Origin of the sequence: Paenibacillus sp. FSL H8-0315, from assembly GCF_038005365.1 — a bacterium.
Taxonomy (GTDB): domain Bacteria; phylum Bacillota; class Bacilli; order Paenibacillales; family Paenibacillaceae; genus Paenibacillus_AQ; species Paenibacillus_AQ odorifer.
The window spans coordinates 4,427,247-4,442,925 of sequence record NZ_JBBOTA010000001.1; the positions used below are offsets into that span (position 1 = coordinate 4,427,247).

At 45.4% G+C, this 15,679-nt stretch carries 11 protein-coding genes and 1 riboswitch; of the genes, 8 read left to right on the forward strand and 3 right to left on the reverse strand.

The window, feature by feature from the left end; translation table 11 throughout:
- Nucleotides 1-41 precede the first annotated feature (41 nt).
- From MHB56_RS19190 to MHB56_RS19215, 6 genes are all read left to right on the forward strand, one after another.
- Nucleotides 42-1,142, forward strand: coding sequence for a glycosyltransferase (locus MHB56_RS19190; protein WP_036676592.1), 1,101 nt, complete (start codon nucleotides 42-44; stop codon nucleotides 1,140-1,142).
- A 4-nt stretch (nucleotides 1,143-1,146) separates the two neighbouring features.
- Nucleotides 1,147-2,487, forward strand: coding sequence for a UDP-glucose dehydrogenase family protein (locus MHB56_RS19195; protein WP_076129263.1), 1,341 nt, complete (start codon nucleotides 1,147-1,149; stop codon nucleotides 2,485-2,487).
- Between the two features lie 712 nt (nucleotides 2,488-3,199).
- Nucleotides 3,200-4,573, forward strand: coding sequence for a sugar phosphate nucleotidyltransferase (locus tag MHB56_RS19200; protein ID WP_076129262.1), 1,374 nt, complete (start codon nucleotides 3,200-3,202; stop codon nucleotides 4,571-4,573).
- A gap of 136 nt (nucleotides 4,574-4,709) precedes the next feature.
- Nucleotides 4,710-4,789: riboswitch (cyclic di-GMP riboswitch) on the forward strand.
- A gap of 12 nt (nucleotides 4,790-4,801) precedes the next feature.
- Nucleotides 4,802-6,352: a glycosyl hydrolase gene (locus MHB56_RS19205; protein WP_341143884.1), complete on the forward strand. Its 1,551-nt coding sequence runs from the start codon at nucleotides 4,802-4,804 to the stop codon at nucleotides 6,350-6,352.
- A gap of 151 nt (nucleotides 6,353-6,503) precedes the next feature.
- Nucleotides 6,504-8,024, forward strand: coding sequence for a glycosyl hydrolase (locus MHB56_RS19210; RefSeq protein ID WP_339246602.1), 1,521 nt, complete (start codon nucleotides 6,504-6,506; stop codon nucleotides 8,022-8,024).
- A 51-nt stretch (nucleotides 8,025-8,075) separates the two neighbouring features.
- Nucleotides 8,076-10,781, forward strand: a complete 2,706-nt coding sequence (locus MHB56_RS19215) for a discoidin domain-containing protein (RefSeq protein WP_081394017.1) — start codon at nucleotides 8,076-8,078, stop codon at nucleotides 10,779-10,781.
- A gap of 86 nt (nucleotides 10,782-10,867) precedes the next feature.
- On the opposite strand, the gene MHB56_RS19220 is transcribed toward MHB56_RS19215, so the two are convergent.
- Nucleotides 10,868-11,932 carry a GNAT family N-acetyltransferase gene (locus MHB56_RS19220; protein ID WP_341143885.1) on the reverse strand — a complete coding sequence of 355 codons (1,065 nt, stop codon included), beginning with the start codon at nucleotides 11,930-11,932 and terminating at the stop codon, nucleotides 10,868-10,870.
- 194 nt (nucleotides 11,933-12,126) lie between these two features.
- On the opposite strand from MHB56_RS19220, the gene MHB56_RS19225 reads away from it, so the two are divergent.
- Nucleotides 12,127-13,605 carry a potassium/proton antiporter gene (locus MHB56_RS19225; protein ID WP_076129260.1) on the forward strand — a complete coding sequence of 493 codons (1,479 nt, stop codon included), beginning with the start codon at nucleotides 12,127-12,129 and terminating at the stop codon, nucleotides 13,603-13,605.
- A gap of 188 nt (nucleotides 13,606-13,793) precedes the next feature.
- The gene (locus MHB56_RS19230) at nucleotides 13,794-14,249 is read left to right on the forward strand and encodes a Dps family protein (protein WP_076129259.1); all 456 of its coding nucleotides are present in this window, start codon (nucleotides 13,794-13,796) and stop codon (nucleotides 14,247-14,249) included.
- Nucleotides 14,250-14,343: 94 nt separating this feature from the next.
- Here the strand turns inward: MHB56_RS19230 and MHB56_RS19235 are convergent, their stop codons facing one another.
- Complete coding sequence (locus MHB56_RS19235; RefSeq protein WP_076185036.1) at nucleotides 14,344-15,048, reverse strand: AIM24 family protein; 705 nt, start codon at nucleotides 15,046-15,048, stop codon at nucleotides 14,344-14,346.
- A gap of 49 nt (nucleotides 15,049-15,097) precedes the next feature.
- Complete coding sequence (locus MHB56_RS19240; RefSeq protein WP_076129257.1) at nucleotides 15,098-15,565, reverse strand: hypothetical protein; 468 nt, start codon at nucleotides 15,563-15,565, stop codon at nucleotides 15,098-15,100.
- Nucleotides 15,566-15,679: the final 114 nt, after the last annotated feature.

Sequence of the window (15,679 nt, forward strand, 5' to 3'; positions counted from 1 at the left end):
TTCTGAAGATGATGCTCCATAAAACTTTGAGGATGATTCACATGAAAATTGCGATAGCGCACGATTACTTAATCCAAATGGGCGGCGCGGAAAGAGTGGTGGAAGTCTTTCATCACATGTATCCCGAGGCTCCAATCTACACAACGGTTTTTAACGGAAGCCGCCTTACTGACAATCTCAAAGATGCGGATATCCGTGCCTCCTGGCTGCAAAAGATTCCGGGGGTAAAGACCAATTTTAAAGGGGTGCTGCCACTTTATCCAATGGCCATCCGTGATTTGGACTTTCGCGGTTTCGATATCGTCCTGAGTTCCAGCAGTGCTTTTATGAAAAGTATTCAAGTTCCTAAACATACGTTTCATCTTTGTTACTGCCATACGCCTATGCGCTTCGCATGGGATTATGACACCTACATGGAACGTCAGTCGAATTCCGGGCTGTTCAAAAAAATGCTTAAGGTATACATGCAGCAGCTCAAAACGTGGGACCAACGGACTTCCAAAAATGTGAATCAGTTCGTAGCCAATTCTTCAGTAGTGAAGACGAGAATTCAGAATTATTATCACCGGGATGCAGATGTCATATTTCCACCGATTAATACAGCCCGGTTTACAAGCTCTTCTACCATTGGTGACTACTATTTAATTGTCTCCCGGCTTGTTTCCTACAAGCGGATTGATCTGGCAGTAGAGGCTTTCAATCGTAACGGTCTTAAGCTTTATATCGTAGGGGATGGACCGGATCGCAAGCGTCTCGAAGGCATGGCTAAGGATAATGTATCGTTTCTGGGCCGGCTAGAAGATGAACAAGTAACTGGAATGATGGCACAGTGTAGAGCATTTATTTTTCCAGGAGAAGAGGATTTTGGAATTACACCGTTGGAAGCGAACGCTGCAGGAAGACCGGTAATTGCTTATCAAGCAGGTGGGGCACTAGATACTATTATTCCTTATGTAAATGGTGTGTTCTTTCAGCATCAAGAAGTGGAGGATCTACTTAAGGCTATTTATGAGGTAGAGTCCTACGCTTGGGATATCGATCAAATTATGGAGCATGCACGTAAATTCGATGAGCAGGCGTTTATGGTTAAGTTCAAGCAGTATGTTGAGCAGGCGTACGTCAATTTTCTAAAAGGAGGATGATTATATGAAGCTGACAGTAATCGGTACTGGGTATGTGGGTCTTGTATCTGGCGTGTGCTTTGCACTGGGCGGACATCATGTCATCTGTGTGGATAAGGACGAGGAAAAGATTAAGAAGCTGAAACAGATGGAATCGCCCATCTATGAGCCGGGAATCGAGGAACTGATTGAACTGAATCTTCGTGAGGAACGGTTATCTTTTTCTGCAGATCTTCAAGCGTCGGTGCGCCGTTCAGATATTATCATTCTTGCTGTAGGTACGCCATCATTGCCTAACGGTGAAGCAGACTTAACCTACATTGAGGGTGCAGCCGCTGAAATCGCCAAAGCGATGGAAGGGCACAAAATTATAATGACTAAATCTACAGTTCCAGTAGGAACAAATGAAAAAATCTCTCAAATGATCTCTAAGTATACCCAACATTCTTTTGATATCGTGTCTGCACCTGAGTTTTTACGTGAAGGGTCAGCGATTCGCGATACCCTCCATCCTGATAGAATTATCATTGGCCTTGATAATCCAGAGCTGGAACCAACGATGCGCGAGCTTCATAAGGGTTTCACAGAAAATGTATTTGTAACAGATATACGCAGTGCTGAAATGATCAAATATGCTTCGAATGCATTTTTGGCCACGAAGATCTCCTTTATTAATGAGATCGCCAATATTTGTGAAAAAGTGGGAGCTGATGTAACCGAGGTAGCACAAGGAATGGGTATGGACCAAAGAATCGGGTCATCCTTCCTGCAGGCTGGTATCGGTTATGGAGGCTCCTGTTTCCCGAAAGACACTAATGCGCTCATTCAAATTGCGGGCAACGTCGATTACGAATTCAAATTATTGAAATCTGTAGTCGAAGTGAACAAGGGACAACGGTTTATGATCATCTCCAAGCTGCATGAATCACTTGGCAGCCTGCGCGGTTCGACAATTGGGATATGGGGGCTTGCTTTTAAGCCTAACACTGATGATGTCCGCGAAGCTCCAGCCAGAGAGATTGTTGAGGCACTGGTGGCTGAAGGGGCAACAGTCAAGCTATATGATCCAATCGCAGCTACAAATTTCAGGCAGCAATACGATCATCCGCAGCTTCGCTGGTGCAATCTGCCAGAGGAGGCGGCTGAGGGCAGCGATGCCGTATGCCTCTTGACCGATTGGAGCCTACTGAAGGACATTGATCTGCATCAGCTGGCGAAAAGCATGCGCAATGGGGTGCTGATCGATGGACGCAATGTGTATTCCAAGGAGCAAATCGAGGGTACCGGCCTCGTTTATCATTCTGTCGGTCGCCCGCAGATGGGTGGATTGAGCGGTTATTCTGCTAGTGTGGCTGGAGCGGTTTAATGATTTGTGTTAAGTGTCAGTCGCAACTGCGGTGAATGTTTGGACTTCCAGCCGCTGTTGTCTGCAGATTTCCTGATTCTAACCGCTAATAGCGGTAGAAATCCGCAGACAAAGGCGGACGCTATCGCTCTTACAGTTCCAAAATTCCCCTCCGTCACTCCGTTCCCTTATCTTAAGTTTCTAAGCAATTTATAAAGTTAGGTACTCTGATTATATACCGCAGTAGCAGTAGCATTTGTAGTTGTCATTGTCATTGTCTCTGTCTCTGTGGTGGCAATTAGTCTTGCTCTTGTAGTTGCAGTTGTTCTTGCAGTTGCAGCTGCCTCCCCCGGAGCAGAAGCAAATCTTTAGAAAAACGTGCTTGCTTCCGGCTGGAACAGCCCGGTACGCACGGATCAAGTATTAAGAAGAAGTTGGTTAGGTTAAGAACGGAAAGGGAATTTGGAACTGTAGAAACGGAGTGTTCGCCCGAAAGATTTCCGTAGGAAAGCTAGCTTCGAAAGCATATGCTATCCTCGGATTTCTACCGCTAGAAGCGGTTCAATAAGGAAATCTGAGGATAACAGCGATCGGAAGTCCAAAATCCCTTGAAGTGGTTTCTACCTAACAAATTTTTTTAGTGCATCCGCTCGAAATAAGGCTAAGTGGAAGCTGACGTTTTGATAACAATTCAAATATGCTCGATTTCCATAATTCAAGGAGGGTTCATTCTATGAAAATGGTACTTCTATCAGGCGGTTCAGGTAAACGGTTATGGCCGTTGTCCAACGACTCACGTTCAAAGCAATTTCTAAAGGTACTTGAAAGCCCTCAAGGTGAACCAGAATCCATGGTACAACGTGTCTGGAGACAGCTGGAGGAAGCAGGGATGGCAGAATCATCTTATCTGGCCACCGGCCGCGGCCAAGTAGAAATGATACAAAGCCAGCTGGGAAGTCATGTGCCGATTATCGTTGAACCGGAGCGTCGGGATACTTTTCCGGCTATCGCCTTAACAGCTACCTATCTTTATTCAGTGGCAGGTGTTTCTCCAGCGGAGACGGTAGCAATATTGCCTGTTGACCCTTATGTAGAAGCATCCTTTTTCGATACCATAGCTATGCTTGAGGGGACCATGCTGGAAAGTGGAGCAAATCTGGCCCTAATGGGTGTTGTTCCTGAACATGCCTCAGAGAAATACGGATATATTATTCCTACCACCGAAGAGGCGGGGGAAAATGGTTTTATGAAGGTGAGTCACTTTCAAGAGAAACCAGACCGCATACAAGCAGAACAGCTCATCGAGCAAAATGCCTTGTGGAATTGCGGCGTGTTTGCCTTCCGCTTAGGGTACTTGTTAGATATTTTGCAGCGTAAAGGGTTGCCTTTAGGATATGAAGAATTGCAGAAGCAGTATAAGCTATTGTCTTCCATCAGCTTTGATTATGAAGTAGTGGAGAAAGAAGAACATATTGTAGTACAGCCGTATGATGGATTCTGGAAGGATCTTGGAACGTGGAATACGCTGACAGAGGAAATGAGCAGCAAGCATGTAGGAAAAGGTTTTGTGACGGCGGATTCTGAGGGGACTTGCTTGATTAATGAGCTGGACATTCCGATTACGGTAATTGGTGCGAAGGATCTGATCATTGCGGCTAGCCCGGATGGGATTCTAGTTACCCATAAAGCTGAGAGCCCACGGATTAAAGAAGTGCTGAAGACCTTTGAACAAAGACCGATGTACGAGGAACGCCGTTGGGGCCATTACAAAGTTATTGATTATGTGAAATATGATGAAGGCAATGAAGTGCTGACCAAACGGATTTTTATATCCGAGGGGAATAATATCAGCTATCAATTACATCGCAAGCGTAGTGAAATTTGGACAATCGTCAGCGGCGAAGCAAGTATTGTGCTGAATGAGAAAAAACATAATGTGAAGGCTGGGGACGTGGTACGTATACCGGAAGGAACGAAGCACGCGATCCTTGCTTTGACGGATGTTGAGTTTATAGAGGTACAGACGGGGTCTGAATTAGTAGAAGAAGATAACATACGTATTACTTTAGACTGGAATGATATAGAACTACAACAATTCATTTCATAGGTCTAACCTATCTATTTAACCAATTCAAAATTTCTTGAAACAGGTAAATTGACTCAATTATCAAAAAAAGTCATAAAAACACTAAATATATCATTAATTGTCGTCGATACTTACGGTAAGAGAGATTATTTCTCTTAAATTGAAAAGGCAAACCTATCGAAAGGTAGGGACGCAAAGCTATAGGGCCTTCGAAAGAGTGGCAGCCTGGCTACCGAAAGGGAGATTATTTTGAAAGCTTACCGTACGTATCGATTGTTTGGTGCATTTCTGTCACTCGTCCTGTTTCTGACTGCACTTCCGCTTGCTGTTGGAATTTCGCCGTCTGTTGTCATAGCTGCTTCAAATTCTGGAACGCCAGTTACCCCAGGTGCCTCACCTGAAGCCGTAAAGCTGCTTAACTATTTTTACTCGATCTCAGGAAAAGGTATTATTGCCGGTCAACATGACTATTTAGAAAGTCCAGATGAAATTAACAATATGCTGAAGGGAACCAGCGGACAATATGCGGCTCTTCACGGTTATGAAATGGGTGCGATCAGTGGTCAGTCCGAAGCAACGATGGCTTGGCAACGTCAAAATGTGGTGAACAGCGCCATCAACTGGAATAAAGCGGGCGGGATCGTAGCTATGACTTTTCATGCTAACCTGCCGGGCACCTCTTATGACTGGGATAATGTGAAAAAAACACTTAGCCAGAGTGAGTTTGATAGTTACGTTACACCGGGTACCAAGCAATATAACAATCTGATCGCTGAGCTTGATAAGGTGGCCGTCTCTTTAAAAAGCTTGCGCGATGCCAATGTTCCGGTGCTTTGGAGACCCTATCATGAAATGAACGGGAACTGGTTCTGGTGGGGGAAGAAAAATAACTTTTCTACACTATGGAATATTATGTATGACCGTTTTGTTAACGTTCATAAATTAAATAATTTGTTATGGGTATGGAGTCCGAATGCTCCCAATGTTTGGTCAGATCCTTATGCGCTAACTTATCCAGGTGCTGATAAAGTAGATATTCTGGCAGCAGATATATACGAAAATGATTACCAGCAAAAATACTATGACAGCTTATTGAGTCTAGCCGCAGGCAAACCGATTGCGATCGGGGAAAATGGTGAAATGCCTAATCTGGAGAAGCTTCAGCAATCGCAAAGTAAATGGACGTATATGATGAGCTGGGGAAAAATGCTTTACGAGAATAACAGTGCAGACACAATCAAAACATTTATGAATAGCAACTATACCCTGACCAGAGATAAATTAAATACTGGTCTGGCACCGACACCTAGCGCCGCACCAGCGCCGGCACCTTCTGAAGAAGAGGGGGAGGCAGCAATTCCTCTCGCGAAGGGGCTTGCAGGAGAGTATTACAACAACATGCAATTGTCGGGAGCAGCAGCTCTTAACAGAACTGATGCAATAATCGATTTCAATTGGCGGCAAGGCTCGCCGGATGCCGCCCTCGGGATTGATCGGTTCTCCATACGTTGGAGCGGTAAAATTAAGTCATTATATAATGAGCAATATACATTTTACACTACCTCAGATGATGGTATCCGTGTCTGGGTGAATGGGGAATCCGTGATTGATAGTTGGACTAAGCAAAGTGGTACTGAGCGTAAGGGCATTATAACGCTGAAGGCTGGCCAGCTATATGATATCAAGGTGGAGTATTACGAGAATGAAGGCGATGCGAGAGTCCGCTTGATGTGGGAAAGTGCTAGTCAAGCTAAAGAGACAGTTCCAGCAAGTGCACTTTTTCTTCCGGATGTCTCCTGATTGATGAAAATTAAAGGTCGATCCTTAGTGGCTCTGCGTTATTGCAGAGCTACTAAGCTATAGTCCTCATTAGGTCAGAAGACGATTGTCCGATAACAGGTATGTTTTTAACACCTGTGGAGGCAGTACAGCTACCGAAAGGAGGATTTATTTGCGTAAATATTATAAGAAAAACAGATTGTTGTTTACTATGTTACCGGTGTTTATTATTTTTTCCTTGCTGCCTTGGGGAGAGGTTAAAAGTCTTCCGAAGGCTATGAGTGTTTCTTCCTCTCTACCTCCGGCTATACCAAGCAATCCTTCGGCTTCTGAAGAAGCCAAGCAACTGCTGAGTAATTTGGTGAATCTACGTGGCAAAGGGATCTTGTCCGGCCAGCATGATTATCTAGAAAGTCCAGATGAACTGGTTCATAAGCTGAAGAATACTTCGGGACAAAATGCCGTTCTACATGGTTATGAATTAGGGGCGATTAATAATCAATCCGAAGGGACGATCGCAGAACAGCGGCAAGCTGTTATAGACAGTGCAATTGAATGGCATCAAGAGGGTGGCATTGTAGCCATGACCTTCCATCAGAGCTTACCGGGAACCTCACCAGAATGGTCCAATGTAAACAGAAGTCTCAGTCAAGAGAAATTTAATGCTTATGTTACACCTGGGACAGCTCAGTATAAGAGGCTAATTTCAGATCTAGACGAGGTTGCTGGATATTTGGGTCAGCTGCGTGATGCCGGAGTGCCGGTCTTATGGCGACCTTACCATGAAATGAATGGTGGTTGGTTTTGGTGGGGGAAAAAGGACAATTTTTCAGAGCTGTGGAGTATTGTCTATGATCGTTTTGTAAACACACACAAGCTAAATAATCTACTGTGGGTGTGGAATCCGAATGCACCGAATGAATGGTCAGATCCATATGCTGCATATTATCCCGGTGGGGATAAACTCGATGTTCTGGCTGCGGATATCTACAATAACGATTATAAACAGTCCTACTATGAGGATCTGCTCGCATTGGCCGAGGGTAAACCTATCGGAATCGGGGAGAGTGGGCAATTGCCGAACCCGGATGTATTAACTGAGAAACAAAATAAATGGGTCTATATGATGACCTGGGGAAAATTACTGACAGAAAATAATACGCTACAGTCAATTAAAAGCTTTATGAAAGACTCATTTATAGTATCGAGAGAGGACTATGTTCTCACAACAGGAGGTCCTTCGATAGCACCCGTAACTCCGGTAACCCTAACGGGTTTAACTGGAGAATACTATAACAATACTGATTTAGATGGAGAAGCGGTACTTATCCGCAATGACCGTAAGATTGATTTTAATTGGCATGGTGGGTCCCCTGCCTCAGAGATAAATGAAGATCACTTTTCTGTACGCTGGAAAGGGAAACTCAAACCTAAATTCAGTGAAAAATATACGATTTCGGCATCCTCTGATGATGGAGTCCGTGTCTGGATTGACGGAAAGCTGATCATCGACAATTGGAAAAATCAAAGTGCAACCCTTCATAAAGGAAGTATCCCGCTCACAGCCGGAACGCTTTATGATATCCAAATTGAATATTATGAGAATGAAGGAGATGCCAATCTTCGTTTGCTATGGGAGAGTTCCAGCCAGAAGCAGCAGGTAATTCCACAAGGGGCATTGTTCCTTCCTTAATCTAATGAAATGATAGGGTAAGACATTCCGGAAGAAAGAGAGGACCTATGGATGGGAATAACGAGGAGAATATCTAATAGAAAAAATAAGATATCTGCAAACAAACCATTACTGTTATTACTAAAATTCGCCGCATTAACCGTCTTGTTTCTGTTGTCTGTCTCTGTCTTCGGAACGAATAGGACAAACGATTATAAGGTAGGTGCCAATATACCGAGACTATCTGCAGGAACTGATGCTGCAGCAGAAATACCGGATGGTACTGTGATCTGGAATCTGGGACAACATGATGGCTCAGCAGCTGAATTCGCTGCGAGTGGCACTTCTGGCAGCAAGAAGGAATTTAATGTTACTTCTTCGGCGCTCAAATCATCGGCTCTGCAGAGCTTGCCTGCAGGCTTGAATGGAAAGACCCAGCCGGAATTAACAATCACCTATCAGCTAAATAAGATCCCGGAGAATGGGGTCTTATTTAGCGTAGGTATTCTGGATGCTTATAAATCCGTGCCGCAAATGAGTGTGTTCTCCAATCATCAATTGTCGGGGATCATTCAAATTGCGGGCGTTGCTGGCACAGAAAGCGAATATAACTTTCAAAAGACCTATGAATTATATATTCCCAAGGAGCAATTAAAGATAGGAACGAATGAATTGAAGCTGCAAACGGTTCGCTGTTTATATTGCAGTGACAAAGAAGACGAATATTCCTGGTGGACTTGGGATAATCTCCGTTTAGAATCTCTTAACGCTCCAATTTCTGAGCCTATCCATGGCAGCTATACACTGACGGGAACAGTAGTGAATAATAAACAATTTTATTTCGATGAAGGTGCAGTTACGCACTTGCCTTATGTTATCAAATGGCTAGGGATGGCTTATAGCGGGAATGTGATGCGTACTAGCTGTGCCAGTGATGTCGGGAGATCCTGCTCGGATATGATGGAATATTACAAGGTATTGCAGGATTACAACATGCAGGCGGTTGCTTTGTATTTGCATACTGGTGATATTAAGCTTAAGGCAGATGGATCGTTGCCTGCTGACGCGGAGAAAAAGCTGACAGATTATTTTGAGCAATATAGCCCCTATTTTCAATATTATGAGGTAGATAATGAGCCGGGATTATTCAATCGTTCTAAGGCAGTGAACCTGGCAATTGCGGACTGGCTGAATAAAAAGGGCAAGCAAATCGCGCCCCATTTACAAACTGTTGCTCCGGGCTGGGCATATTGGCCGAGCTACAGTGAGGATTCCTGTGGTAATCAGAAGGGAACTGGGAAGGAATGTGGAGATCCGGATGGCTGGGAACGTGATCCAGAGCAACGTATGGAGTTGGAGAAGGTTACGGATTTGACCAATGGACATTCCTACGGTGACTCTTATATTTTTAGTAATGGAGGAAGCTTTACTGAGAATTTGAAGACCTTCACTGGCGCAGACAATGGACTCGGCAAAAAAATGCTGACCACTGAATTTGGTACCTCGGACAGTCATGTGGATGCCTATCAATACGGGGCAACGGAGCGGACAGCGGCTGTATTCGACCGGATCATGCGTGCACATATTGGTTATGCGGATATGTTTGTGCAGCATGCTGCTTTTTTTAAGGATTTCAGTTTATTCAAATACGGGTTTAATTTAGAAGAGCATGATCCGGCGACCACAGAGATTTATTATACAAAAGAAAATGAGGATTCACGTGTCAGCATTATGAGAAGGCTCAGTCTTGCCTATGCTACACATGGAGCTCCGCTAACTTATCAAATTGCCAACAAAGATGTATTAGCCGACAAGCTGGTATATGTTCGGGCCGTGGATACTTCTACATTGAAGCCTCTTGCGGGAAGTGGAGCGACCTCAAATAAGGTGCTGGTTAATTTCGTTAACTTTGAGTCTACTCCACAAACTGTGAGTGTAAATGTGACTATGCCGAAGAACGGGGTGTATGAAGGGGAACGTTTTGGAAACGGGGATACGTATGAAAAAGCAAGAAGTTATGTAACAGGTAAAAAGGCTACTCCTACGTTAACCTTTACGGAGACCCTTGCTCCAGGAGAGGCTGTGCAGTATATTTTGCAGCCTTCCTCTGAAGTAAAGCCGTCGGCACCTAAAGGATTCAAAGCCGCAGCAACAAAAGGTTTAGCTGTAAAATTAAATTGGTTGGAGGCACCAGGAGCAAGCTATGAGCTGCTTCGCGCTGAAGGTAGCGGCGGGGAAATGAAGGTGGTGGCCACCGATGTGAAGCTTACAGAATATACGGATCATAATTTACGTGAAGGGACGTTATATACCTACGCGGTAAGGGTATCCGGCTCTAATTTACTGTCCGATAAAGTTCAGATTACAGCCACTGGACTGGTTCCTCTGGATCGTACTAAATGGAAGGTATCCTCAAATGTGAATACGGCAGCATCAGCTCCTAGTCTGGCTATCGATGGGGATCGGCGCACGCGCTGGGATACGGGGAAACATCAGGTTTCCGGTGAGTATTTTCAGATTGATCTGGGTGAAGCACATGAAATTGAAAGAATAGATTTGGATAGCACGTTATCACCGTTTGATTATCCAAGAGACTATGTAGTCTATATTTCTGACGATGCTCAAAACTGGAAAAAACTCACGTCTGGTAAAGGTACGAAAGAGCTTACTAAGATATCCTTTTCTAAAGTGAAGACGAGGTATGTCAAAATTGTGCAGAACGGAGCCGGCGGGAATTATTGGTCTATTCAAGAGCTACAGGTGTACTCCAGAGAATAAGAATTATTTGAATTTATATAACTGTTAATAGAGCATACTAAATAACCTCAGCGGGATCCTTCTCCCGCTGAGGTTATTTTTGTGCTTTAAATAAAATGGAGGCCTGACATATAAGGTAAAGGGATTGCCTCTGATTCCCCCAAGGAATCAGAGGTGCGAAGCGGGCTCGCTGGATCAAACAGCAGCGAGATCAGCTCCTTGTCGTCCACAGACGACAAGTCGAGGCTACGCTTGCGGCATACTTCCGTCTGCCGCAAAAGCGCTTCCCGGTCTGCGATGCAGACCGTCCCGCTGTTCGCACCGGCGCTTAAGGAGGCGCCGGCGTCCCGCAGAAGCGCGAGCAGGCTGCGCTCCTGCCACGGCACAGGCACTTGCAGCGTGCCAACGCCGCCGCACAGAGCCGCCTTGGCCAGCAACGCCGCTACCGCTTGCGGCTGGCCGGCCCATTCCACCGCCGTCGCTGGGCTCGGCGCCGGCACATCCGCCGCGGGCACAGCCATCGCGGCGAACCCCTCGATGCTGCCGTTCCGCACGGCTACGAGTGTGCGCTGGGACAAGCCCAGCACACCCGCGTAAGCCTCGGCACCCAGCAGCAGCGCCAGCTCACCCGGACTGTACACCTGTCCGGCTTCGCGTTCATTCAGCAGCCGGTTGACGGCGAAGAAGTCGCCCGGCTGCATTGGCCGCAGCGTCCATTCTTCCCCTGCTGCGGCAGCAAGTGCGTGAGCCGAGCTTGCGTTCAGCTCGGCAAATTGCGTACCGCCGAACGGTACGCATCCCGCTCGGGTATACAGCGAGCGGTCACCCGAGACAAAGATAAGCGATGCGCCGGCATTCGCAGCATGGGTCTGGCATAGCTGTAGAAGCTGACCGGCTAGTCCCTGTCCGCGATAATCAGGATCTGTGCAAACCGCGCCGATGGAGAACACGTTCAGGAGAGCTTCTCCAGTGCGGATCGTGGAGGGCACTAATCCCATAAAAGCAGCGATGTTACCGTCCTCGGCAACGGCTGCATAAGAGTGAGTGTAACCAGGGCTAAAAATCAGCGGAAACAGCTCTTTCATAGAAGTGTCGCCAGCTTTACGAAAGATGGAATGGGCTAGAAGAGCGGCTTGCTCCAGCTCCGCAGGTTTAATTAATCTCAATTGCATATACAGTCAGCCTCCTTATATGTAAATACGAGTAGGGTAGAAAGGAATTATTTTAAGTATAAGCCCCAGCGGATGAAATCTTCAATCCTGCTTATATTATTCAATGTCTCAAAAGGAGGTGGATAAGGGTAATAACGTACATAAATAAGGAAGCTTATATTTTAAGCTAGAAGCGAAAGGGAAGTGAATAAACGGTGACCCAACTTGCAGATAATATCATATTATTGCTGGCAGCTCTCTTACTTGTAGGTGTGTTTTCCACCAAATTCTCCACTAAATTTGGAATGCCAGCTCTAGTGCTTTTCCTTGCTGCGGGGATGGTACTGAGTCAATTTATCTTTTTTAACAATGCTTCCTTAACACAAATGGCTGGGATTTTTGCGCTGGTTGTTATCTTGTTCGAAGGTGGGATGCAGACCAGTATTAAGGATATCAAGCCTATTATTCGGCCGGCATTATCCTTATCCACGGTAGGCGTATTGTTAACGACAGCTATCGTTGGGGTGTTCGCTAAGCTGATTCTTGAGGTGTCATGGGCGGAAAGCTTTCTGTTCGGAGCTATCGTGGGTTCGACTGATGCGGCTGCGGTCTTTTCGGTATTAGGCGGTAAGAATATTGACAAACGACTGACCTCGACACTCGAAGCGGAATCAGGCAGCAACGATCCTATGGCGGTGTTTTTGACAGTATCGCTGATCGAATGGATTCAGCATCCGGATATGGCGATATGGGGACTTGTGCTGTCCTTTATATGGGAGATGGCAGTTGGTTTGGTGATAGGGGTTGTACTTGGCAAAGTCGCAGTATATCTTATTAATCGAATTAACCTGGATTCCACCGGACTTTACCCGGTATTGGCAATTGGATTTGCTGTCCTAACCTACGGCTTATCTGCACTCGTTCATAGCAGCGGCTTGCTGGCTGTCTATGTAATGGGTCTTACCCTTGGCAATTCCGAGCTGATGTATCATCGAACCATTATGAATTTTAGTCATGGCTTTGCTTGGATGATGCAAATATTTATGTTTATATTGCTGGGTCTACTGGTATTTCCACAGGAGCTGGCAGAGGTGGCTTGGCAAGGTATATTGCTGTCCGTCATTCTGATGGTTGTGGCAAGGCCAATAGGAGTGTTTATAAGCTTGCTCTTTTCCAGATTCTCTATTCGTGAAAAAACACTAATTTCTTGGGCCGGCCTGCGCGGAGCCGTTCCAATTGTGCTGGCAACCTATCCGCTGCTAGCTAATCTTCCCCACGGCCGACTGTTCTTTAATGTAGTATTCTTCGTCGTGCTGACCTCAGCAGTGATTCAAGGAACAAGCATTTCACCGCTGGCTTCCCGGTTGAAGCTGGTGGGGCAAGAGGATTCAGCACAGCCATCACTGATGGAGCTGGTCGCCCTTGGCAAGACGGATTCCGAGTTCAACCACATAGGAATTGAACCTTACATGCCCATTGCCGGGCAGAAAATCTCCGATATCGGACTGCCAGATGATATCTTATTTACTGCTATTATCCGGAATAAAAGCATTGTCACCCCCCATGGCAGTACCGTCATTGAGCCAGGGGATACTGTATATGTCTTAAGTCCAAAGAGCAAACGCGATGAGATGAGGGCTTTTTTCCGGAGTCAGAAAGGGAAGACGGCGGAGGAAAATATATCTTTGATTTAAGTCTAGAAAGAGGACGTTATCCAGAGTGTGACAGAGATAATAGGCGTTATAACAAAAGTTATGCTAGAATCGGCAACATGCAAATCTTCAGAGTTGGTTGCAAAAAGCAAAAGGATGTGTTAAATTGTATATAGATTTAGAACGAGTCTAAATACAATATAATAAATTAACCATAGGAGGTTTTATTAATGACTACACAACTAAAGAGCCAAACTGAACTGCACGCTGCTTTGAACCGCCAGACCGCGAACTGGTTCCTGCTTGGGGTAAAGCTTCATCATTATCACTGGTATGTTAGCGGATCCCAATTCTTCACGCTGCATGAGAAGTTTGAAGAACTCTACAATGAAGCTGCTGGTTATGCAGATGATTTGGCTGAGCGCCTGCTTGCTATTGGTGGACAACCTGCCTCCTCTATGAAACAATATCTGGAGCTTTCCGATTTACAGGAAGCTCGTGGCGGCGAAGATGCCAAGGGTATGGTAATGGAGCTGGTTAGAGACTTTACAACTGTTTCTAAAGAACTGCAGGCTGCGATTGCTACTGCAGAAGAACTGGCTGATCAACCCACTGCGGATCTGCTGATTGGTATTAGAAGCAGCATTGAGAAACATGCTTGGATGTTGAATGCTTTTATCGCCTAAGACAACATTCTTATAAAGGATAGAACCACAAAGAGCGCCTGCGTATAGGATACGCATGGCGCTCTTTGTTTTGTTGTTTTACTACTGAACACAACTATTTAATAAACACACCCCCGAAGGGAACTACCTCGCGTAGAAATCGTTTAACAATTCCATCATCGTTGTTATCTCTTTCGAATCGGCGGTTCTGACGTCCTGCCTGAAACAGCACAGGCCCGTGACCTGTCATCTTCCAGTGATAGCTCATATGCTGGCTAGCCAAATGGTTGCCATAAACGGTGAGCTCCAGCTTGGCATTCTCAGGGTAGGCAATAATGCTGCCTGCATCGACATAAAGGGGGTTGGTCGGGTGCAGTACAGCTTCACAGACCGTACCCTCCGTCAGTATGCCAATCATGCCATTGCCCGAGAATTTCACCTTTACAATATCCCGTGTAACGAGCACATTCTTCATGCTTAGCACCCGGGTCTCCAGTGAAATACCTATACTGTAGAAGAAGAGATGCTTAAAGTCGTACAGCAGATCGCTTTTGCCATCGAGCTGCAGGATTTTTATGCGATAGCCTGGTGGAAGGGCGGCGACGAAATGGCAAGGACCTGCCATATCGGAACGAATCAACTTTCGCTTGCGGTATATGCCCTTCACATCCATAAATCTGTCCGCTCGTCCTGAGGAAGGACCTTGATAAGCGATAATTTGTTGTGGATGGAGTATATGAACCTCTTCTTTCTCCCCAAGGGAGAAGGCTACGGCTTGTCCGCTTCCACTGTCGCTTTCATCTTGGATATCGATGTTCATAGTTCATCTCCCTCATGCTGTGACTGTGATCTTCAATGAATACGTAAGACTAACGCAGACGGTCGCCTTTTCGCGAACGGTAAAGCATGCTGAAACGAATAAAACGGATCAGTATAAAATAACCTAGGATTAGTCCAATCCCTGTAAAAATAGTCACTTTGATTTTATGATAATATTCTTCGCGTGCCGTCCGGTCATTTTTTAATTCATCAACCATCTGCGTTAGTTGGCGATTCTGCTCTTGTAGGCTTTCGTTCTGTATCCGGTAAGCTTCTATCTCCTGCGTGGTATTCGCGAGCTTATCCTTTGCCTGCTGAAGCTCTTCAGCGGTTTGCTGAAAACCTTCCTTTAATTCATTCACTTCGTTTGGCAGCTCGGAGAAATTTTTAACTCCATTATAGATATCACTGAATATATTAGCTTTTGCTACAGGAGCTGGCAGGCATACAGTAAGCGTCAGCAAGAACAGGAGCGAATATAACAGCTGTAGATATGCTCGGGATTTATGTTGCTTCATCTATATAATCACCACCCAATTTAGGCTTGTAGTTCTTTTATTTTAACACAGCTTGACAGCTTCTGACAGCGTACGCCATGGGACTGGTAATGCTTATAATGAAAGTAATTTTTA